The sequence below is a fragment of the Vibrio pacinii DSM 19139 genome (assembly GCF_000711795.1).
GTDB classification, from domain to species: Bacteria; Pseudomonadota; Gammaproteobacteria; order Enterobacterales; family Vibrionaceae; genus Vibrio; species Vibrio pacinii.
Window position 1 is genome coordinate 220,915 of record NZ_KL543976.1, and the last position, 21,975, is coordinate 242,889.

Below are 21,975 nucleotides of genomic sequence, written 5' to 3' on the forward strand. Positions count from 1 at the left end.
GGTTGATTTAACGTAAAACGTTCCACGCTTCACACAGAATTCGAAAGCGCTCACTATTTCCAGACTCTCTATCAGGATGCCACTTTAATGCCAGTTTACGCCATGTTCGGCGTATTTCGCTTTGGCTAGAATCATAGGGTAATTCAAACAACCGGAGCGCTTTTTCACGGTCCATATCTTTGCCATTGTGACTACCAACAAAGTGACGGTATTTAGACCAAAAATCGTTCAGTAGTCGCTTCACCTCGCCTTCATCCGCTTCATAATTGTGCCATTGAATATAGTAGTCGCGTAAAGGATCTTGATGATCCACCTCGTGGCCACAGGCATGATGTGACGACATCAAAACAATGTCCATTGCCGCGACTTGCAGCCAATTGTCGGGATAAAGAGTCTCCTGTAACTGATAAAGCGCGTTCATGATAAGGAAGTTACGTTTAAACAAATCTTTTTCAGGCAAAGGATCAAGCAAGGGGATATAGCCAAGATCACCCAAGTGAGACGCCAAAGTGTGCACTTTCCATCCACTGGGCTGCTTCCGTAGTACGTCTAAAATCGGCCACAACAGTGGGTTTTCCATGTACTGTTGAAATTGCGCTGTAACTTGCTGACCTTTTTCCATAAACCAACCTAACTGTTTTTATTTTACTTAAAGCTATTCGCCTTCATTTGTCGAGTCTTGGTCATGACAATTGTCGCCTGAGCCAAAAAAAGAGCCGCAATTGCGGCTCCGATATCTAGATAACACCTAACTCTCTTAAACGTTCCATCAGGTAGCTGTCTGCGGTGTATCTCTCAGACAAGACCACTTGCGGCTTCGGATGCAGAAACAGTGGCAATGAGATACGTGATTGCTCCTGACGCGCGCCTGTCGGGTTAATCACTCGATGCGTTGTTGATGGGAAGTATCCGCCAGATGCCTCTTGTAGCATGTCACCGATATTGATAATAAGATTGCCGAAATCGCATGGGACATCAAGCCAGTCACCTTCTTTGCTCATCACTTGCAGGCCAGGTTCATTTGACGCCGGCAGAACCGTCAGCAAATTAATATCTTCATGAGCCGCAGCTCGGATTGCGCCCGGCTCTTCACTGCCTGTCATTGGTGGATAGTGCAGTATACGTAACAAGGTTTTATCACTGTCTTTGATCATCTCTGATAATGCGACAGAGAACTTTTCTTGAACTTCTACCGGTGCATAGGCTTCAACCCAGCCCAGTAGCTCTTCAGCGAACGCATTAGCACGTTGGTAATAATCTAAAATCTGTTCACGCAGTTCATCAGGAATCTGTCCCCAAGGGTAAACGTGAAAGTACTCTTTAATATCTTTAACCGAATGACCTTTCGCCACTTCCGACACAGAAGGTGGAAAATAACCATCTTGAGTTTCAACGTTAAAGTGAAACGCATTTTTACGTTCTGAAGTGAAAAATTGGTACCAGTTTTCATAGATAGATTCAACCAACTCCTTCGGTATGGGATGGTTCTTTAGTACACCAAATCCTGTCTCACGCAGTGATTTTACAAAGTGTTGCGCCGCATCAGGTGCACGATAATCAACGGTTTCCAGTTTCATGACTTTACTATTTTATTTGTTATTAGATTGGGCGAACGATTTTATGTGTGCCATTTTTATAAAGCAATCGTTACACTTGTAAACAAAGTTAAATGCATAAAGAGTGTGCAACGTCGTGTGTTTTCAACAATTATTGTGAATAAGTATAGCGCTTAAAATCTCACACCAATTGAACAATGTTTTATTAAATGCCATCATTAGCGCACTAAAATAACTAAGGATTGGTAACAGCTGATGAAACTTCCAAGAATACTGATGGTACTATCTCTACTCTATAGCATTGTTTTTCTGTTTAGTGTTATAGAACCCGTATCACGTGCTGTTTGGTTCGCCGAGATCATTCCCGTATTGATGATTTTTGGCCTGATTGTTTTTGCCTCAACGCGTTTTCGTTTTTCCAACACTGCCTATATATTGATGTTCATTTGGCTCTGCTTGCATACCATAGGGGCTAAATACACTTTTGCAGAGGTACCTTTTGAGTGGTTTAACGATCTGATTGGTTCACAACGCAACAATTTTGACCGTCTAGCTCACTTCTCTATCGGTCTTTACGCGTACCCGATTTGCGAATATTTACTACGCCGCCATAACATCAAGCCGACAATTGCCTTCAGTTATGCCTTGTTCGCTCTGATGGCACTGGCCGCAGGCTATGAGATCATTGAATGGTGGTATGCAGAGCTTGCTGGCGGCGATGAAGGCATCGCTTTTTTAGGATCGCAAGGCGACATTTGGGATGCACAAAAAGACATGATGATGGATACGCTAGGCGCACTTACTTCGCTAGCCCTACTTGCGTTTCAGCAACGTGTATTCTCTTCAAGCCAGGTTAGATAAGGGTTAAAGCCTTTTGTAAACGGGATTTGAACAACCTGAGGAACATCATAACTATGTAAGTCGACAATCGTTTGTTCTAACTGTGGGTAACACGATTTTTTAGTTTTGATGATCATCAGTATCTCACTGTCACTACATACTTTCCCCTGCCAAACATAATGGCTTTGAATTGGCATGGTTTGTATACACGCAGCCAAGCCAAGGTGTAAAACCTTGGCGATGATCTCGTCACAGTTTGGCTGGCTATTGGTTGTGGTCAGCGTAATACAGTATTGTCCACTCATAATGATCCCTATTATTTAGCAATGATAACTGGGTAATCTTGTTCGATCAGCTCTTGCACAAAACTGGAACCTGACCCTGTATAAGCGATCCACACTTTCTTCTTCGCCCGAGTGAGTGCTACGTAAAATAGTCGGCGCTCTTCAGCGTATGGGAAACGGTCGCTTGATTGGGTCAACGCATCACTGACATGCAACGCTTTCACTCGTGCAGGGAACTGGCCTTCGTCAACTCCGAGTACAATGACAAAATCGGCTTCTTTTCCTTTACAAGCGTGACATGTCATAAACTCGATTGATAATAGCGCAAACTGTTTTTGCCAATCAGCCAACAAGTCCGGGCGGTGGTAATGGTTGCGACCAAGAAGAAGAACACTTTGAGTCGATTTTGCACTGCGGTTAAGCTGTTCTAGGACTTTCTCTACTCGACTTTGCGCTAACAGCGTCACCGCCTTATTCTTCTGCTCTTTATGGCTGTTGAGTGGTTTACTTAGCTGACGCGGGTTTTGTTGAACGAATCGATTCGCCACCTCACCAATGCGATTATTAAAACGATAAGTCGTATCAAGATAATGAATTGTTGAATGTGGGAAACGCGACGCAAAATCGGTAGTGAGATCGACATCAGATCCAGCAAACTGATAAATCGACTGCCAATCATCACCGACGGCGAATAACACACTGCTTTGTGATTGTTGGCATAACGCTTCAATCAAGGCTAAACGCTGAGGTGAGATATCCTGATATTCGTCTATCATGATGTATTGCCATGGAGAGACGAACTTACCACTTTCGACCAATTTCGTCGCTTTGGTGATCATCAAATTAAAATCTATATGCTGCTGCTCTTTAAGTTGCTGTTGCCAGGCTTGATAACATGGCCACACCAATGAGAGCTCGCTGTTTAAGCGAGTGTAGTCTGGGTGTTCTATTAACTGTTGTTGGAGATCTTTTTTCGTCATGCCCATGGCTGCAAGTTGAGAAAGTTGCTTTTCTAACCAAGCAATCAGTTTCGGATTCTCAACATGACTACCGAGTTCATCATCACCGGCTAAATAGGCAATCGGCCATTTATTGAGGTGTTTTTGCCAACGTTTAAAGTTAGTTGGTGTCATCCAATGTTTCTTTAGCCAATCAATGCACCAGTTAACGCGTTGATTATCTTCAAGTGCCAACGGAGATATCGTCACAGGCTCGTTTTCTATCTGATTGAGGATGTATAAGCCTAATTGATGAAAAGTGTTCACCTTCACTTTTTCTGCGCTCAAGCCAACCTTATCATTGAGTCTTTGTTTCATCTCATTGGCCGCATCACGTCCGAAAGCGAGCAACAAGATTTGCTCTGGATGCGCTAAATGGCTTTGCAATAAATACGCAACCCGAGCCGTCAAAACACTGGTCTTGCCTGACCCTGCCCCAGCAAGAACAAGGTTATTATCGTCGTTAAGAAGCACAGCGCGCTTTTGACTGAGGTTAAGCGGGGACGACTCTATCTGCGAAAACAGGACCTGCCAATTTTCAAGCTCCGTTTCCATCCATTGCTGATTGCGTTGATGTAACTGTACATCTTGTTGGGTCATCCATGAATCAATTTGCGACATACGCTGCGGCATTCTTAACTGAGCATCTTCCAATGTCATCCTCATCTCACTCAAATTGTTTTTGACTTCATTTCGCCATTGTTCAAGTTTTGAGTGAGTTAAAAAAGCCGGTTGACGTTCAAACTGTGTCACCGCTTCTTCCCAGCGTGGAAGATACTTAAATAGTTGCTGACATTGATTTTTATGCCATTGTTGATAACACGCTACGGCACTGCGAGCAAACTCACGACATTTATCCTGCGGTAAACCTTGGACCAACCACGCTCGCTGTTGCTCGTCATCACCATGATGAGAAAAAAACACCAACCCACCCCACAATAGCCCATGCTTAACTTGGATCTGCCCATTCCAAACATTAAACGGAATATGCTCTTCACTCGTTTCACAACCAATAATGAGGGAGTCTGACGCGATTTCTACTTGATAATATTCTTGCTGGATAAAAAACCGTGCAGTCTTGTTTGCTGATAGCTGCATTATTCGAATAAGCCTATAAATTACGTTGTCAGCATGATAACTGAAATGTTGCCTATTTTGCGTGTTCAGCGACAAATTTTGTCATCGTAATGTTGAGATAAACAGCCCGAAAACGAGAAAGCTTTCAAGTCAAGCTTAGGTGGGTTATTTTTCAAACAAACACTATGGTATCTTTATTTAGATCAGGGCGTTACCATATCAGCTCTGTTAATGTACACATTCTCTGTCGGTAATAAGTACAATTTAAGTGAAATATTTCAGTCAACTGCGCCACTTATGGGCCAATCAGACCATTAACTACAGCCTTCTCATCTTCGTGACCTTGCTGGGTGTGGTTATTCCTACTTGGTACCTTAATCTTAACACCTTGATCGTACCGCTTATTTTAGGTGTCATTGCCGCGGCGCTGTCCGAAAGTGACGAAAGTTTTACCGGACGCCTCAAGTCCCAGCTATTGACCTTGATTTGTTTTGCCATTGCCGCCTTCTCGATAGAAATTCTATTCGACACCCCATGGTTATTTGCTGTTGGCCTATTTTGCTCGACGTTCGCATTCATCATGCTCGGTGCAATCGGGCCACGCTATGCGAGTATTGCATTTGGTTCACTATTAATTGCTATTTATGCCATGCTCGGCGCCGACCAAAGCACTAACATTTGGTTTCAGCCACTGATGTTACTGGCCGGTGCCACTTGGTATTACTTAGTGTCGATGATTTGGTACTTAATTGCGCCTATGCAGCCCGTCCAACACAGTCTGGCTGGTGTTTTTGAGCACCTCGCCAACTACCTTGACTCGAAAAGTCAGTTGTTTTATCCCGTGGCCAATTTAACCCCTCAGCCTTATCGACTCGAAGAAGCTCGACTTAACGCAGCAACCGTTAGTGCATTAAACCAATGCAAAGCGACTTTTTTAAGCCGTTCAAAACGTGGGCACGTTGATAGTGCCAGTGACCGCTTCCTCAATACCTATTTCTTAGCTCAAGATATTCATGAACGAATTAGTTCAACTCACTATCGTTATCAAGAACTTGCCGAGCATTTCGCTCGCACCGATGTCTTGTTCCGTTTTAAGCATTTACTTGAGTCTCAAGCAAAGTCATGTCGGCAAATCGCTGAAGCTATCCGACTAGGCAACGAGTACCAACACACTGGTGACTCGATTATCGCGCTTGATGAGCTGCAAAACTCGCTGCAACACCTTCAACAGCAAAATCAACCGTCATGGCGCTCATTATTGGCACAGCTCGGTTATCTGTTTAGCAACCTTGCGACAGTAGAAAAGCAACTAAGCAACGTCAACAATCCCGACATCAATAAACTTGAAGAGGGTATGTTAGATGATACTGAAGCTCATGGTCTTAAAGCCATGTGGCGGCGTATTTCAGCTAATTTTAATCGCGATTCGATGTTATTTCGTCATGCAGTCAGGATGTCAATTGCACTCACCATCGGCTACGGCGTCATCCAAATGTTTGATATTGAACGTGGATACTGGATATTGTTGACGACATTGTTCGTTTGCCAACCCAACTACAGTGCCACGAGACAAAAACTGGTTGCCCGTGTTATTGGTACTTTTGCTGGCCTACTTGTTGGGGCGCCGCTGTTAGCGATACTGCCTTCTCAAGAAAGCCAGCTAGTTTTGATTGTGATATCAGGGGTCGCCTTTTTCGCTTTTCGCTTAGCCAACTACGGCTACGCCACGGGCTTCATCACTGTATTGGTGTTGTTTTGCTTTAGTCAATTAGGTGAAGGCTTTGACGTTATCTTGCCACGCATTGCAGATACTTTAATCGGCTGTGCCCTTGCCGTAGTTGCCGTTACCACCATTTTTCCCGACTGGCAGTCTAAGCGTTTGCATAAGGTCATGGCCGACGCCATTGCCGCTAATCAATCTTATTTAGCTCATATTATTGGCCAATATCGAATTGGTAAAAATGACAGTCTTAGTTATCGGATTGCTCGACGCAACGCTCATAACCAAGACGCCAATCTTACTTTGGCGATCAGCTCTATGCTTGCCGAACCAGGGCGCTATGTTTCGGCTATTGATGAAAGCTACCGCTTTCTAACGCTCAACCACGCATTGCTAAGTTATATATCGGCGCTAGGCGCACATAGGACCCAAATTGCTGATGACACTACTCACAAACTGATCTTGGATGCACACAGGGTTATCCATCAACATTTGGATATTCTATTTAACCAGTTAAATCAACATAGTGAAGAATGCAACACTTCAAGTATTAGTGACCCTGTCACCGAGACTCGTTTGGCAGAATGGCGTGATGATGATGACAGTTCCGTGCGTATGGTGCTGCAGCAGCTTCATCTAATCTATCGCATGCTTCCTGAGCTGCACTCGTTAGCCAGTAAGTTTGCAGTTCGCGTTAAACCGAATATTCAACAACCCAAATTGCGCTAGTCGACTCGGCTGTCACTTAACAGTTTTCGGACATAATCTGACAGTATCCCGACACCACTCCATTCGTTTTCGTTTAGTCTATTTATTAATTAATAATATTGACAGGAACAAGATGATGAATGGACATGTCTCTTACCTGCATAAAAATGTAAGACAACCATTTAACGAGCGTATAGACATGACACCGCAACAGTTTGAATTGATGAAATCTCAGCTCAAGACACTGACTCCACAACAACTAAGAGCATTACAAGGTGTGATTAATAGCACACTCAACGGTACACAAAGCTCGCTCATCAGTGACGAAGAGATGCAAATGATTTCGAGTCTGTTTTCCTAGCACAACTTGCTCATAATGCAAACTGATCTTAAACTGTAAATAAGAGAGGTGTTGTATGTCAGTATCATCAATTCAATCCGGTTATCAGATTGTTGATATGTCATCGAAGATGGCGGAAGATGCTGCGGCTGAAATTCAGCGTCAGCAGCAAATGCAATCAATGCCGAAAGACAACAGCTATCAATTTAATCAAGTAGAATTCAAAGCGCCACTCCCTTCTGCTTCCGAAATAGATTCACTAACAAAGCTTTCTAGCGCTGAACGTTATAGTCAAATCGGAACTAACGTTATTCAACGCGATCAAGAGATGATTGGATCCCTGCTCGATATCCACATTTAATCAGCGTAAATTGTTGCAGAACTTTAAGCAGTGGTTGAGTTCACGCCAAGTTCGGTTAGAATGCTGGCAAACTTATCGTGTTAACTTGTAATGCCGAAACTAAATATCTCACACCTATCGCGACACCCACTCTTAACCGCAAACGATAATGCCTCGACATTAGAACAAAAGCTCAGCCCAAAATTTCATCGCCCAACGCAGCGGTTAACGCCAAGCCCCTATATTTCCGATAAGGCCATTACAAAACGTTGGCAGAAGCTTAATTCCTACACAGACTCATCTCTGTTGCTTGATCAACAAACAAAGCTTCACGCACAAAGCTACAACAAAAACATTGAGCACTTTATCGGTACAGTCAAAGTACCCGTTGGCATTGCAGGACCACTACGCGTCAATGGTTTATATGCCAATAGTGATTATTTAGTGCCACTCGCCACGACCGAAGCGGCGTTAGTAGCCTCGTATAACCGTGGCGCTCAGTTGATCACCGCAGCAGGAGGCGCCAGTGCTATGCTGATCAATGAAGGTGTGACGCGCACTCCTGCATTCTTATTCGATAGTCTAATTGATGCCGGACAGTTTGTGGCTTGGGTCGTTGGACAATATGATGCCTTTAAACAGTTGGCTCAATCAACCACTTCGCACGGCAAGCTTCAAGACATCAATGTCAATATCGAAGGCAATCAGGTTTACTTGATATTTGAATACCACACTGGTGATGCGTCAGGGCAAAACATGGTCACCATTGCGACGAATGAAGTGTTTCAATACATTCTCGATCACTCGCCAATCGTACCGAGAGAAGCGTTTTTAGATGGCAATCTATCAGGCGATAAAAAAGCCAACGCCTATACATTACGGCATGTACGTGGCAGAAAAGTGACGGCTGAAGTGCAACTTTCAAAGCAGTTGGTCGAAAAATACCTTCACACCACCCCAGAAAAGATGGTGCGCTTTGGTCAGGTGACGACGACAGGCGCGGCGCTAAGCGGCAGTATTGGCGTCAATGCCCATTATGCCAATGCCCTCGCTGCACTTTATATCGCATGTGGTCAAGATGCCGCTTGTGTTTCTGAGTCGGCAATAGGAATGACGCGTATGGAAATCGCGTCAAGCGGCGATCTTTATGCCAGCGTTACCTTGCCGAATTTAATGGTTGGTACGGTTGGTGGCGGAACTGGACTTCCCAGTCAAAAAGCGTGTTTAGATATTCTGGGCTTATATGGCAGTGGCAATGCGCAGGCTCTGGCTGAAGTGGCCGCGTCACTTTGTCTTGCCGGAGAGCTTTCCATCGTTGGTGCGTTTTGCGCCGGTCATTTTTCTCGCGCGCACCAAAAGCTCGCCAGGTAACATCGGCTGTGAATCAATGATCGACATGGCAATAGCGCTGCTTAAAATGAATCAGCGCTTTGTTAAGAGCCAGTTCTTTGATCGGTTTCACTATTACATAATCTGCACCCGCACGAAGAAACTCTTGTTTGGTTTCTTCCATTCCATCAGCAGTACAAGCGTAGATTGGAATAGCGAGATTGAGCTCATCACGAATAATTTCTGTTGCAGCAATGCCGCCCAAACTTGGCAATTGGTTATCCATCAGGATTAAGTCGACGTTAGGATCTTGCTGTAAATAGTCGATAGCGCTTAGTCCATCCTGAACCCAGGTCACTTTCATGCGATATTTTTCACAAAATGCTTTAGCGATAAAGGCATTAGTATGATTATCCTCGACCAATAAAACATTGACCGTTTGGTCAAATAACAAGTGAGGTTCAATAATTAAGCTATTTGATACTTCAATCAAGTCGCTATGGCTGGTGAGTTTTAGTGGCACGGTTACAATGAAATGAGTTCCTTTATTAACTGCACTGGTTAATGAAATTTGGCCACCAAGAATGGTCACTAAACTATGCACAATCGCCAACCCCAGACCACTACCGCCATATTCTCGTGTTGTCGTTGACTCTGCTTGAACAAATGGTTCAAAGATATCGTCTAAGCGATTTTGCTCGATACCGATCCCCGAATCTTTCACCTCAATGCTTAAGTCGCACTGCTGCTGAGAGGTTTCAGCACTGATCATGACTTCAATCTTCCCTTGATGGGTAAATTTCACTGCATTACTAACCAAATTAAAAATAATTTGGTTAAGTCGAACTTGGTCACTATGCACATAAAGATCGGAAAGATTTTTATGGGCAACGATGAATTCGACTCTTTTGTCATGACACAGCGGCTGAAATATTTTTTCAACGGCAACCGTTAACTCTAACAACTTAAAGGTTGAATGTTCTATATGAAACTTACCTTGCTCAATCTTAGAAAAATCTAGGATGTCGTTGAGTACAGCCAGAAGATGCTCGCCACTGTTGCACAATACGTCCATATGCTCTTTGTCTTGAGCGTTAGTCATGCGGTTTTTAAGTAACTGCGAAACCCCCAAGATTCCGTTGAGTGGTGTTCTTAATTCATGACTCATCTTCGCTAAGAAATCTGCACGAACACGAGCGGTTTCTTCAGCTTGTAGGCGCGCTGCTTTACTCTGTTTTTGAGCCTCAACAAAGCTTGTTATATCTTGGCCCTGAGCCATCACCTGCTCGACCTTGCCATCACGGAGAATAGGAGAAATATTCCAACGGTAGGTAGATCCATTGATGGTAGTGTTAACACCAGTCAGGGTCGCCCCCTGAGAACATTTGTGGATGTGAGATTTAAGTTTAACGATAAGTTGCTCAGTGGCACATTCTGTGTGAAAACTACTTTCGCTCGCACGATTGAAACGTAATAATTCACCATTAATACTCCAAAGCGTAATTGGCGTAAGAGAATAATTAAACAGATCAGAGAATTGCTGCTCTTGCTCATTAAGTCGTTTAAGTGCGTGATGGAATGAGTGACCAAGTTGATCAAACTCTTTGATTTTTGCCCCATTAAAACGGGTAAGCTCACGCTGCTCGATAATCGAATCCGTGTATTCAATCAGCTTATTCAATTCATTAGAAATGCGTTTTGCCAGCCAAACTCGTGTTATGAAGGCGATCGCAAACAACAATAAAATTGTCGCAACCACCCATAAATAGTGACTTCGCACAAAATCAACCACATTGGTATTATCTTGAATGGTATAGATCGACAAAAATGTCGGAACACCATCAATCACGATATCAGTGCGAGAGACCATGTAACGACTTGCATTCAGCGAATTTGAGTATTGCTCCAACCATTCGATATGCTGCATGTCTTTATTTTTTGTGCTGGTGGCAATCACCTGAGTTCCGACCGCAAGTAGAATCGCATCGGCATTCCCTCCTTGAAGCAAGGAGTTGATCAGCGCAAAGTTATTGTTGAGTACAACACCAATAAATAACATGCCAACCACTTCACCACTTTGTTGATCGATGACAGGAGCACGACGCAGCATCAAGTAGCGCATTCCTTGACTTGATGATACCTGCGAGATGTACCAATCGGATCCTATTGCCATTCCGGTTGACAATGTATCGAGTGCTTGGGGCGAGATACCATAAAAACCAACATTAGCATCATCCCAAACCAATTCTGAATCGCGTACGACGAAACGAAAGTCAGGAGAAAGACCAGATGAGACCTGATCGATCCCATTAAAAAACCGATTCAGTGCAACATTCTCATCGTTGGTTAACGCTTTAAGTAGGTAAGTGTTACGACCATGGCTTTCTTGCTGGATCGCTAATGACTTTAAACGATGATTAAAGATTTCTTGAACTAGGCTTTGTGTCTGCTGTTTACTGCGCGCGATTTCTTGAGAGACAACTTCGCGATTGACCTGATAATTTTGCACCGCGATGACCACAATCAATACGGCAATAATAAGAAACACCGAACGTGTCAGTAATTCTGCTAAGTGGCGTTTTCGCTGGTGTCTATTAATCATGGTATACCGTTATTGATCCGAATAACGAAACGCACGTTGTTTCAACTGTTCTATCTTGCTATCACTGTCTTCGCTGGTGACTAACTCAAAATCTCCTGAATAGACTTGTGGAACATCTTTACCTTCGAGATCCCATTTTATCGCTTCAGCCATCGCAATCCCCGTATCATCGTTCATACGCATTGCAGTCACTTGTATGGCACCTGTTTTGATTGCGTCTAGCTCTGCCGTACCGCCTCCCCAACCGTTGAGTAGCACCTCTTCCCTGCCGAGTTCTTTTATTGCATCAACAGCGCCAAGCGCGACGTCAGTTGAGCAAGCGTAAAGAAAACTCAGTTCATCATCTTTGTTTAATGCTGACTTTGCGGCTTCATAACCGGACTGACGTGTTGCTTTAGTGTAGAACGAAGAAGATAGCTGATAGCGGTCGTCATGACTCATCGCTTCGATAAACGTATCACCACGTGCATCACTGACATACCCTTCAGAAAAATAGAGTACCGAATATTTGCTTCCCTCTGGCGCTACACTCTTATAATAATCGTACAGAAGTTTTGTTCCTATGACATGGTCAAAGCCAACGTACATAAATGGTTGGCGTCCTTCCCATGCTCTGACTGGCGTGGTGATATTTTGTAAAATTAGTTTAGTCTCGGTAGCGCTGAGCACATGTTCAACAAACTTACGGTGCCGAGTCGTGTCCAAAGTAAAGATAAGGTAGTCAGTGTTATTTTGAACCGCATCAAGTAACGACAGGCTTTGCTGTCTAACATCCATATTTGGACGGGTAAACACTTGATTAATACTATAACGGATGCCGAGCTTATCGAGGCGAAGCTCAAACGCTTTGATATTGCGAACCCAATAGTCGGAGACTTGCTGACCGGGGTAGACCACAGAAATAGTGATTGGTTTTTCCTGTTTGCCAATTAATGGTGTTGGCAGCTCACGAACTTCCTCGCCAAGACGCTCGGTTAAGGTTTTTTGCTTAGGATGAGCATTAAGATAATCATCATATTGCCAGTAACCATTAAGAATTTGAGTCGTATGGGCAAAAGAAGCAGAAGAACAGAAAACAAGCAGCGACAAGAGATATTTTTTAGACATATTGAATTCTCATTAACTAACCAAACCAACGTGAAATTTAACTATTTAGTATCATTATATGTTTAGTATAAAATGGACCGAGTTAATAGAATTACTGCATTAACACACTCATTTAACTCGGCTTTTTCATTATGCCGTATAGCGTTTAGAACGTAAAAGATAAATTACCAGAAAGACCAAATTGATTATCTCCTGCGTAGCTACCCGCAAGATCGATACTCACGAGGTCTCCTGGGCTGATGCCAAGACCAAGGGTAACTTCATCATCTAAGGTGTCTTGAATATCGGCTTGATATCCAGCACGTAACTGAACCCAACCAAAGATATTGCCTTCAACACCGAGACGTAGGAACTGAGTTTCATCCTTAAGGTCAGTGAATCGCTCTTGCTGCGTAACATCCCAATCAACCGTTGCGACAAAGTAATCCATTGCATAACTGCCCGAGAGTGTCACTTGAGTGTTGAGCTTATAACGACTTACTCCACCAATATTCAGGGTATCTATCTCTTGTGAGAACAGATCTTTAACCACAACACCAAGACGGTAATTGTAAATCATCCAAACGGCGCCGAGATCAAGGTTAAAAGCATTCTTGTTCGTTTCGCTCTGGTCATAATCATCAAGATCAAAGTCTTGGACAGAAAGGCTCTGTTTATAAGTACGCAGTTCCTGATATTTAGGCGTGATACCAAACGATACGTCTTGACCAGCGATAGCAAAACGCTTGGCCAAGGCAACTCCATATTCGGAATAACCAAACGCAATCATATCGACATTCGAATTTTCATAACGCGATTGTACCGCTAGAGGGGCATCGCCACCGTTCGCTGCAATTTCAGGAGACGCAACAATCTCGGCGTATCCACGCAGGAAGAAGTTTGCTGATAAGGTATTGATAGGTAGTGCAACCGCAAGCGCTGCGCCACCGGTCACCGCAAGTGCTTTGTTGTCTGACAATTGAGTAAGATAGCTATTGAGCAACGCCGCTTGGGCTGGATCTGTACTGCCGCCATTTTCGAATTGTTTGATGCTATCTTGGAGCGAATCGATGGTATCGAGAGACTCATCCGTATCTCGTAACGTTGCGCCAATCGCTGGCACCAAAATACCAAAGTCATCGCTATCACGGTAGATTGCGGTTAACGCAGGATTATAGAAAGGAGCTAACACGTAATCGGCGCTCGTCACCCCCGTATTCCCCATCCCGTTGCCACGACCATCCGGAACCACGCTGGCCGAATAGGTAACGCTAGAAAAAGCCAAAGCTCCGAACACCGCTGCTATTTTTTTGTATTGATTCATATCCGTATCAACCTTATTTTTATTTATTCATTCTCAAGGTTAATACAAAAACCGTCATCCTGACGGGTTATTAATCAATCAATACCATATCTAATGTGACCGGAGTTTCACTTTGGCAGGAAACTAAGCGCTCTTTTTTTGCTTTGGGGAGTTTTTTGATTCGAGACTCTAATTTAGATGCCTCACTACGACTATGCCCTGCTGGATGAGACCACGCCAAAATGAGCGGCGATTTCCCTTTTAAGGCCTTAGCGCCTCGCCCACTGCAATGCTCGGCAAAGCGTCGCTCTACGTTAGTGGTAATACCGCAGTAGAGCGCGTTATTAGGCATGCGAATCAGGTACACATACCAATTAGTTGTTAAACAACTCGGACTTAGCGACATTATGCTGTCAATTGTTCAACAAGTTCTTTTAATTCAGTAAGGTCTTGTTTAAGTTGAGCAACCTCTTGCTCGAGTATCTCAATACGTTCACTGCCCACAACCGCAGTACTCTCAGGGATATTGGGTATGTCGTTAATATCAACTTCACCACTAAATAGATGCATATAGCGTGATTCACGCTTACCAGGTTCGCGTGGCAGTTTAACCACGAGCGCACCTTCACTACGCACTGCCATGTGCTCTAACGCGGCTTCAACCTCTTTAACATCCGTAAAATCAGCCAGTCTATTTGTGCGGGTTCTTAATTCTCCCGGAGTCTGAGCGCCACGCAATAACAAACAACAGGCGATCGCCTTTTCCTGTTTAGTTAATTTGAGGTCGCCAAATTCCGTATTGCAAAAACGGTGGCGAAATTTGCTAGTGCGGCTGTTGAAGCCACTTTCATCACTTATGAGTCTTCTTGCAATCAAGTTGTCTACGGCTTGTTGAACGTCAATTTCACTTAAAGACATGACAGGCTCACGATTGCTTTTTTGGTTGCAAGCTGCAGTTAAGCTATTCAGTGACAGTGGGTAATAATCTGGCGTTGTGACTTCTTTTTCAATCAGCGCACCAATAACACGTGTCTCAACTTGGGTTAGTTCAATATTCATACCGTTTCCTTGTTATTCTTTGGTTATTTAGTGCTCAGAGATAATGACAACTTTTTTAATATTGCCATTTTCATCAATCATGACAATTTTACTACGATTTAACTCTACCTCGGTCACTTCTTGATGAGTTCGCTCATGTTTATAGGCTTTGATCAATCGAGGGGCGCGCTCAGGTTCACTCTCACTCATTGTAGGGACGATAATTTCAGACGTTTGGTGCATACAGGTTTGAACTTGTTTTAACAATAGTCGAATCATATATGGTTACTGAAATTCGCTCAATGACTAGACTCGAGATTGGCGATAAATACATCAAGCTAAAGTAATGATTGATCTAAAGACTGTTATCGCGCCAGATGATGTGATTTAATCATTGTAGTTAATCAAAATATTAGGAATGGGAACTATGAGTGGTGTCTTTGAAATCGTAGCTCAAGCACGTCGTAAGAATAAGTTAAAACGTGAACTTTTAGACAACGAGAAGAAAGTTCGTGACAACCGTAAACGTGTTGACTTGCTTGAAAACCTTCTTGATTACATCAAGCCAGAAATGACCAACGAAGAAATTGTGTCGATCATTAAAAATATGAAAGGCGACTACGAAGATCGTGTTGATGATCACATCATCAAGAGCGCTGAAATTTCAAAAGAGCGTCGCGATATCAGTCGTCGAATTCGTGAACTGACTGAAGAAGACAAAATCATTCAGGGCAAAAAGAAATAATACCTGATACACAACCCAAAAAGCCTACCTTGCGGTAGGCTTTTTTATGCATCAATGAGTGAAATGATACGCCAACATAATTGGTTATTACAATCTTATAAATAACGTAAAACGTTTGCGTAATCGCTAACCTTCTCCGTTCATATTTTTGGGGCTTTCATCACACATTTAGCCCTGTTATATTTCAAAAAAGTTAATCATTTAGACCATTCGAGGCACGGAGCTTCCTCAATTATCTCACGATGAGAAGAATTGGTACCGACCTAAGTCGGCAAAATTAAGAGGGTCAAATTATGGATATGGTTGAAATTCTAGGCTACGCAGCTTCTATTATGGTTGCAATCTCATTAACAATGAAAGATATCGTTAAACTGCGCGTGCTTAACTTTATCGGTTGTGCGCTGTTTACGGCCTACGGTCTGATGATCGATGCTTGGCCAGTAGTTGTCACCAATGGCTTCATTGCCTGTGTCAATGTCTACTTTCTTGCAAAAATGCAAATTGAAAAAAAAAGCGAGCAAGTAAAAAACGTCGCATAAGCAGTACAACAGCGAAGACAAGCCCTTGAGCTTTAAACTCAAGGGCTTTTTTATTGAAGAGTTTGATTGTTGAGCCTAGTTGTTGTCTATAATAACTAGTTGTTGTCTATAATAATCAGCTGGTTGTGGTGAAAACTCACTATTTTATTTGTGGCAACTATTAGTTATTTGCGACAATGAACAGCACTTCCACTCGACGGTTGCACGCTTTTCCTGCCTTAGTCTTATTACTACAAGCTGGGACGTACTCGCCATATCCGCGGGTAAAGATCGAATCCATCGCAACATTATTGCTCAGCAACTTCTGTTTGACGGCGCTCGCGCGTTTCATCGATAGGCTGTCATTTAATGTCGGGGCACCGGTACTATCGGCATGACCGTCAATCACGATATCAATGCCCGGCTGAGTCGCGAGATAGCTCCCCATCATATCAAGCCAATATGCTGAGTCTGTTGAAACACGAGACGATCCGCTATTAAATTTAATCGTGTCTTTAAGCTTAACCATCACGTGATTACCTGGCAGTAATTCGTAATCCACACCATTGTTAACCAAGAAACTCTGTAGATCGTTATAACTTTGAGTTCTTTGTTGTCCGAATGGGCCTTTCACGCCCGAGCTCGCTATGGTCGGCGTTGTTCCCCAGTCAGGGTAGCGCACATCAAAGTCAGACTGCGGCGCGGTATCTAGCAGGTCATCACCGAACATAGCCATCTGGTCTTTTAAGCCGCTACATCCAGAAAGTAACAAGATCAGGGGTAATACAAAGCGCTTCATTAGTTCACCGTTGGTTCCTTTTCGATACCATTTCTATATCGGCCGTAACGCCAAGACTTTAGCGTTTTTTGTACTGGTTTGACTTAGTTTTGTTAAAACAATATGGCAACAGACCACACAAACTCATTGAAATACATACTTTGTAATGTCATTTTTTAATTCGAGTGTTTCGCTTCGTTGCCTGAACAAGTAGAATCAAACCATTGTTAATTCACTGATTTAAAATATCTATATCCCATTGTTATCAGTGATGCTAAGAGAGTAAATGATGAAAAAAATAGCGACTCTGCTCTTTATCGCTTTGTCTTCGATTTTGGTCGGTTGTAGCGAAAGTGATGCGCCTAAGCAAGGCGAGCACTATCAGACCCTACCCGCTAATTTGGCAACGTTCAGGCTCCCTGCCGTCACGGAAGTGTTCTCGCTAAACTGTGGCCATTGCCGCAAGATGGAAGACCAGCTTGCCAAAATCGAGAAATTAACGGGGCAAGACATTGGTAAAGTACACGTTACCTTTAACGAAAGTGCTCAAATTGCTGCGATGATCTACTATGCTGCTGAAATGCAATTTGGTAAAAAGCCCGACCATCAAATGATGACGGAACTGTTTGCCGCAACGCAACTTAGCGATGGTTCAACCTCTGCCGATAAAAAGGCCGCAATTGACCTTGTTTTCCATAGCCGCAATTTTGTCAGTCCTTACGACTTCGATGACACCGAGCAAAAACGTCTATTTGCCGCGATGCAAATCGCTGATGACATTACAACTACAGGTCAAATCAACTCGGTACCTACCTTTATTGTTAATGGTAAATATCAAGTCATGACGAGTGGACACCGCGATGTTGAAAGCATCGCCGAAACAATCAACTATTTACTACAGCAACCATAATTTAACGGAAAGGATTTATGTCTAAGATTATTTTTCCAATCATTATCTTCGTACTAGCTGGCTTTTTCATCTATCGTACTTGGACAAATCATAAGGCGAGCGAAGAAAACTTTGCCGTAGGACAAGCATTTTTAATCGAAAACGGTAACAAAGAAGACGTCATCACGACAGAAAGTGGCTTACAGTATCAAATTCTGCATAAAGGCGAAGGCAATACTCATCCAACAGTAAGCAACACGGTTAAGGTTCATTACCACGGTATGCTTCTTGATGGCACTGTTTTTGATAGTTCTGTCGAACGCGGCGAGCCAATCAGCTTCAAACTCAATCAAGTCATTAAAGGTTGGCAAGAAGGCCTAACCTACATGTCTGAAGGAGATAAATTTCGCTTGTTTATTCCTAGTACGCTTGGTTATGGAAAAAATGGTACCGGCCCTATTCCACCAGCCGCAACACTGATTTTTGAAGTTGAATTGTTAGAGATTCAATAGAAAGAGTAAAGGCCAATCCGTTGATTGGCCTTTTAACTGTTCGTTAGTCGATAGCAGCCGTTTCTTTTTTGCTATAGCGACTTAGATGTTTATTTATGAAGTCAGTATCTGCTGCATAAAAGTCGTCGAGTGGCAAATCTTTGAACTTAACCCATTCAAATTGATCCGCTTTATCGCTAAGCAATGGCTGGTCTTCCGCGTTAAAGATAGCGTAGTAAATACGTCCACCAAAATCATTAATCCCGCTAAACGTTGCCACATGGCTATCAGCATCAATGCCAGAGATCTCTTGCAACTCTCTTTTTGCTGCATCCGTACCAGTTTCATTATTCTTAACTGCACCACCGGGAAATTCGCGCATTTCTCCTTGTGCAGAGCATCCGCGCTTTTTAAGTAACACCTTGCCATCATTTATCACTATCGCCATAGCTAAGTGCTTCATATTTGACTCCTTTTCTATTTATACTTTATTTCTGGACAGCTTTAGTAGGGTTCTGGCAACACACGAACGTGAGGCACTTATTAGAGAGCTGTACAGCAGACCGACTTGAGCGGACAAATAGTAACCTAGCCGCTTGAAGTTCGCAGATGAGAAAAGCAAAAATATGATCTAGGAGATAAAAAAGCCAGTAGCTTGTAGTGCTACTGGCTTAGTTTTGTGCGCTAAAACACTATTATTTGTGTTTATCTTGGATGTATTTCTGGCTTACATCGACAACGGCCACATCTTTAAAAAAGCTACGCCCAAGTAGTAATGGATAAGTTAAATGGCTTCTGTCAGCCAAAGTAAAGTCCGTTTTTTCTTTTAGATCACCAACCTGCAGCCACGCTTCAACAACTGCACGATCTTGTGTTCCTTCTGAACTCGATTGACGTATCTTGACCCAACGTTTAACGGGCAATGCAATCTCTTTACTTTTGATGTTATCGTGTTCAATTTTGAACTTAACCCAATCTTTACCGTCTCTTTCAAACGGCACAATGTCTACCGCACTGATTGATGATGTAGTCGCACCGGTGTCAACACGTGCACGAAAGTTTTGTTCAAGGCCAGGAATATAAACCCACTCTTCTTCACCAAGAAGTAGCTTTCCATCAGCGGTCTTTTGAGCCGGTTTTTTTGCCACAGGTGCGGTAGGTTTTACTTCAGGTGTTGGCGTTTTGGGTGCCTCAACCACAGGCTCTTCAGGTTTGACCGTTGGAGGGGTGATTTCAGGAGTGTCCACTTGCGAGTCTTGAGGTTGTTCTATTTTTTCTGATTGCTCTACTTCATCAGTTTGTTGCTTTGGTTCTGTTACTTGCTGGCCAGTCGTTGAACAGGCGACTAAACCACCACTCAACATTAATGGAACGAGTACTTTCCACGTTTTGTTCATTTGCTCACCTAATCATAATCAATCGGATCTAGATGAAACGGGGCTGATAACAACCCCGTTAGTATTAAGCGACGTTCACAATTGCTTGGGCGACGTACGGAATATCTCTTTCCGTCAATCCAGCAACGTTGATTCGACCATCCCCAACACCATAGATCCCGTATTCTTCGCGCAATCGCGCCATCTGGTCTTGGCTAAATCCTAGCACAGTAAACATTCCCTTGTGACTCTCGATAAAGTCGAATTGTGAAGTATTGTAGTTATTTCTCAACTCGTTACACAAGATTTTACGCAGGTTTAACAATCGTTGCTGCATTTCACTTAACTCTTGCTTCCAAACCGCTGTGAGCTCTTGATTTTGCAAGATCGTTTTTACTAGTGCAGCGCCATGATCAGGTGGCATCGTGTAGGTTGCACGTGCAAGGGTCATCAGTTTGCCTTTGGCATTATTAACATCATGCTGAGATTTACCCACCACAATCGCTGCCCCTGTACGCTCGCGATATAACCCAAAATTCTTTGAACATGAGGTAGTAATCAACATCTCTTCGACGTTGTCTGCCATATAACGAAGCCCTTGGGCATCTTGTTCAAGCCCGTCACCGAAGCCTTGATAAGCAATATCGACAAAGGGGGTAAAACCATTTTTCTGTGCCAGTTGCGTAATCACCTTCCACGCATCAAAATCGATGTCTGCCCCTGTTGGGTTATGACAGCAACCGTGCAGTAAGACGACATCGTCAGGACCAGCCGTTGATAAATCATCCAGCATACGAGCGACATCAACTTGCTTAGTTTCTGGACTAAAGTAGTGATAATGTTTCACTTTGAGCCCTGCCGCTTCCATTACTGGGCGATGATTAACGTAACTTGGGTTTGAAATCCAAATCGTTGTATTTGGCTGGGCCACCTTCATTAGGTCGCCAAGCATGCGCAATGCACCACTCGCCCCTGGCGTTTGAATACCAGCAACACGATCCATTGCCGAAGTCCCATCAAGCAGTAAGTTAACCATCGACTGGTTGAACTCTTCACAGCCTGCAAGGCCAACGTAGGATTTGGTTTTTTGCGTCGCAACGACGATATCTTGTGCTTGTGAAATCGCCTTCATGACGGGCGTTTCACCTGCGCTGTTTTTATAAACGCCGATGCCAAGGTCAACTTTTTCGCTGCGAGGATCGCTGCGGTAAGCAACAGATAGAGAAAGAATAGGATCCAATATTGGAGTCGGTAATTGAGAGAACATGAAAGTCACAACCCTTTGAAATTCAAGTAATGGGCATCAACTTACCATCTAATTTACAAATCTAGAAATAAAATTTCAGTTCTAAAGAGCAAAACAGGATAAAAGCCCACAAAAATTAACAATACGTTAACCTGACGAGCCGCCATCAGGACCATATCCTGCTATTGCACTAATTCACACTGTAAATGTGTGAATTATTTGGTTGGAACTTCCACGCCACTCAAGGTTGAGATCGCGTTTATCTTGTTCGTACTTCCCATCAATTAATGTATCGATGAGATTGACGACGTCACGCTGCTCTTGATTGAGTTCACTCAAACAATACCCTGTCCAGACCCAAATGTCTTTGTCCGGGCACTCTGCGCGAACTCGCTTAACCAGTTGAAGCACACTCGCGACATTAGCAGGATGGAGCGGATCGCCTCCAGACAACGACAGTCCACGTCTTTTAATTCGAGTATCATTAAGATCAGCGATAATGCGGTCTTCAGCCTGTTGAGTAAACGCAATGCCTGAATCAAGCCTTTGCGTTGATTGGTTGTAGCATCCTTTGCATTGATGCACACACCCTGATACAAACAAGGTACAACGTGTTCCGGGCCCGTTGACAACGTCAATTGGATAATATTGATGGTAATTCATCGATGAAGTCTCGAAATAACTCTTTGATGTATCGAAAGAAACAGAGCC

24 protein-coding genes are annotated in these 21,975 nt (G+C 43.3%); 9 read left to right on the forward strand and 15 right to left on the reverse strand.

Going from position 1 to position 21,975, the window contains the following annotated elements; genetic code table 11:
* Positions 1-7 precede the first annotated feature (7 nt).
* Positions 8-622 carry a DNA-J related domain-containing protein gene (locus BS19_RS15940; protein ID WP_038176618.1) on the reverse strand — a complete coding sequence of 205 codons (615 nt, stop codon included), beginning with the start codon at positions 620-622 and terminating at the stop codon, positions 8-10.
* A gap of 115 nt (positions 623-737) precedes the next feature.
* Positions 738-1,577 carry an isopenicillin N synthase family dioxygenase gene (locus tag BS19_RS15945; RefSeq protein WP_038176621.1) on the reverse strand — a complete coding sequence of 280 codons (840 nt, stop codon included), beginning with the start codon at positions 1,575-1,577 and terminating at the stop codon, positions 738-740.
* Positions 1,578-1,811: 234 nt separating this feature from the next.
* Here BS19_RS15945 and BS19_RS15950 point away from each other — a divergent pair, with 234 nt between their 5' ends.
* Complete coding sequence (locus tag BS19_RS15950; RefSeq protein WP_038176622.1) at positions 1,812-2,417, forward strand: DUF2238 domain-containing protein; 606 nt, start codon at positions 1,812-1,814, stop codon at positions 2,415-2,417.
* On the opposite strand, the gene cutA is transcribed toward BS19_RS15950, so the two are convergent.
* Together cutA and helD are read right to left on the reverse strand one after the other, a co-directional pair.
* Positions 2,381-2,701 (reverse strand): divalent-cation tolerance protein CutA, encoded by a 321-nt coding sequence (cutA, locus tag BS19_RS15955; RefSeq protein ID WP_038176623.1) that lies wholly within the window; start codon positions 2,699-2,701, stop codon positions 2,381-2,383. The genes BS19_RS15950 and cutA overlap by 37 nt on opposite strands.
* An 11-nt stretch (positions 2,702-2,712) precedes the next feature.
* Entirely contained in the window at positions 2,713-4,776 is a 2,064-nt protein-coding gene (gene helD / locus BS19_RS15960; protein ID WP_038176625.1) for a DNA helicase IV, read from the reverse strand.
* A gap of 247 nt (positions 4,777-5,023) precedes the next feature.
* Between helD and yccS the strand changes: the two genes are divergently transcribed.
* From yccS to BS19_RS15980, 4 genes are all read left to right on the forward strand, one after another.
* A complete protein-coding gene (gene yccS, locus BS19_RS15965) occupies positions 5,024-7,204 on the forward strand; it encodes a YccS family putative transporter (protein WP_038176626.1) in 2,181 nt (726 codons plus the stop codon).
* A gap of 112 nt (positions 7,205-7,316) precedes the next feature.
* Positions 7,317-7,544, forward strand: a complete 228-nt coding sequence (locus BS19_RS15970) for a hypothetical protein (RefSeq protein ID WP_157631199.1) — start codon at positions 7,317-7,319, stop codon at positions 7,542-7,544.
* A 55-nt stretch (positions 7,545-7,599) separates the two neighbouring features.
* A complete protein-coding gene (locus tag BS19_RS15975; RefSeq protein ID WP_038176628.1) occupies positions 7,600-7,884 on the forward strand; it encodes a hypothetical protein in 285 nt (94 codons plus the stop codon).
* Positions 7,885-7,974: 90 nt separating this feature from the next.
* Positions 7,975-9,234 (forward strand): hydroxymethylglutaryl-CoA reductase, encoded by a 1,260-nt coding sequence (locus BS19_RS15980; RefSeq protein WP_038176630.1) that lies wholly within the window; start codon positions 7,975-7,977, stop codon positions 9,232-9,234.
* 13 nt (positions 9,235-9,247) lie between these two features.
* Here BS19_RS15980 and luxQ read toward each other — a convergent pair whose 3' ends face one another.
* The 6 genes from luxQ to BS19_RS16010 form a co-directional block, all read right to left on the reverse strand.
* Complete coding sequence (gene luxQ / locus BS19_RS15985; protein WP_038176632.1) at positions 9,248-11,794, reverse strand: quorum-sensing autoinducer 2 sensor kinase/phosphatase LuxQ; 2,547 nt, start codon at positions 11,792-11,794, stop codon at positions 9,248-9,250.
* Between the two features lie 9 nt (positions 11,795-11,803).
* Complete coding sequence (locus BS19_RS15990; protein WP_038176634.1) at positions 11,804-12,901, reverse strand: autoinducer 2-binding periplasmic protein LuxP; 1,098 nt, start codon at positions 12,899-12,901, stop codon at positions 11,804-11,806.
* A 145-nt stretch (positions 12,902-13,046) separates the two neighbouring features.
* Positions 13,047-14,204 (reverse strand): conjugal transfer protein TraF, encoded by a 1,158-nt coding sequence (locus BS19_RS15995; RefSeq protein WP_038176635.1) that lies wholly within the window; start codon positions 14,202-14,204, stop codon positions 13,047-13,049.
* A gap of 70 nt (positions 14,205-14,274) precedes the next feature.
* Positions 14,275-14,589 carry a GIY-YIG nuclease family protein gene (locus BS19_RS16000; RefSeq protein WP_038176638.1) on the reverse strand — a complete coding sequence of 105 codons (315 nt, stop codon included), beginning with the start codon at positions 14,587-14,589 and terminating at the stop codon, positions 14,275-14,277.
* Entirely contained in the window at positions 14,589-15,242 is a 654-nt protein-coding gene (locus BS19_RS16005; RefSeq protein WP_038176639.1) for a YceH family protein, read from the reverse strand. Before BS19_RS16005 ends, BS19_RS16000 begins: the two co-directional genes overlap by 1 nt.
* Before the next feature lie 27 nt (positions 15,243-15,269).
* Positions 15,270-15,500, reverse strand: a complete 231-nt coding sequence (locus BS19_RS16010) for a hypothetical protein (RefSeq protein WP_245609298.1) — start codon at positions 15,498-15,500, stop codon at positions 15,270-15,272.
* Positions 15,501-15,648: 148 nt separating this feature from the next.
* On the opposite strand from BS19_RS16010, the gene BS19_RS16015 reads away from it, so the two are divergent.
* On the forward strand, positions 15,649-15,966 hold the full coding sequence (locus BS19_RS16015) for a DUF496 family protein (RefSeq protein WP_038176640.1): 318 nt from the start codon (positions 15,649-15,651) through the stop codon (positions 15,964-15,966).
* 293 nt (positions 15,967-16,259) lie between these two features.
* Positions 16,260-16,505, forward strand: coding sequence for a YgjV family protein (locus tag BS19_RS16020; RefSeq protein ID WP_038176642.1), 246 nt, complete (start codon positions 16,260-16,262; stop codon positions 16,503-16,505).
* Between the two features lie 160 nt (positions 16,506-16,665).
* On the opposite strand, the gene BS19_RS16025 is transcribed toward BS19_RS16020, so the two are convergent.
* A complete protein-coding gene (locus BS19_RS16025; protein ID WP_038176644.1) occupies positions 16,666-17,283 on the reverse strand; it encodes an OmpA family protein in 618 nt (205 codons plus the stop codon).
* A gap of 268 nt (positions 17,284-17,551) precedes the next feature.
* Between BS19_RS16025 and BS19_RS16030 the strand changes: the two genes are divergently transcribed.
* The gene (locus BS19_RS16030) at positions 17,552-18,172 is read left to right on the forward strand and encodes a thiol:disulfide interchange protein DsbA/DsbL (RefSeq protein WP_038176811.1); all 621 of its coding nucleotides are present in this window, start codon (positions 17,552-17,554) and stop codon (positions 18,170-18,172) included.
* A 17-nt stretch (positions 18,173-18,189) separates the two neighbouring features.
* Positions 18,190-18,663: a BamJ family beta-barrel-assembly machinery protein gene (bamJ, locus tag BS19_RS16035; protein WP_038176645.1), complete on the forward strand. Its 474-nt coding sequence runs from the start codon at positions 18,190-18,192 to the stop codon at positions 18,661-18,663.
* Positions 18,664-18,706: 43 nt separating this feature from the next.
* On the opposite strand, the gene BS19_RS16040 is transcribed toward bamJ, so the two are convergent.
* The 4 genes from BS19_RS16040 to nrdG form a co-directional block, all read right to left on the reverse strand.
* Positions 18,707-19,105, reverse strand: coding sequence for an NUDIX hydrolase (locus BS19_RS16040; RefSeq protein ID WP_038176646.1), 399 nt, complete (start codon positions 19,103-19,105; stop codon positions 18,707-18,709).
* A 232-nt stretch (positions 19,106-19,337) separates the two neighbouring features.
* On the reverse strand, positions 19,338-20,039 hold the full coding sequence (locus tag BS19_RS16045; protein WP_038176647.1) for an ATP-dependent zinc protease family protein: 702 nt from the start codon (positions 20,037-20,039) through the stop codon (positions 19,338-19,340).
* Positions 20,040-20,103: 64 nt separating this feature from the next.
* On the reverse strand, positions 20,104-21,285 hold the full coding sequence (locus tag BS19_RS16050) for an amino acid aminotransferase (RefSeq protein ID WP_038176648.1): 1,182 nt from the start codon (positions 21,283-21,285) through the stop codon (positions 20,104-20,106).
* Positions 21,286-21,459: 174 nt separating this feature from the next.
* Positions 21,460-21,927 carry an anaerobic ribonucleoside-triphosphate reductase-activating protein gene (nrdG, locus tag BS19_RS16055; RefSeq protein ID WP_038176650.1) on the reverse strand — a complete coding sequence of 156 codons (468 nt, stop codon included), beginning with the start codon at positions 21,925-21,927 and terminating at the stop codon, positions 21,460-21,462.
* Positions 21,928-21,975: the final 48 nt, after the last annotated feature.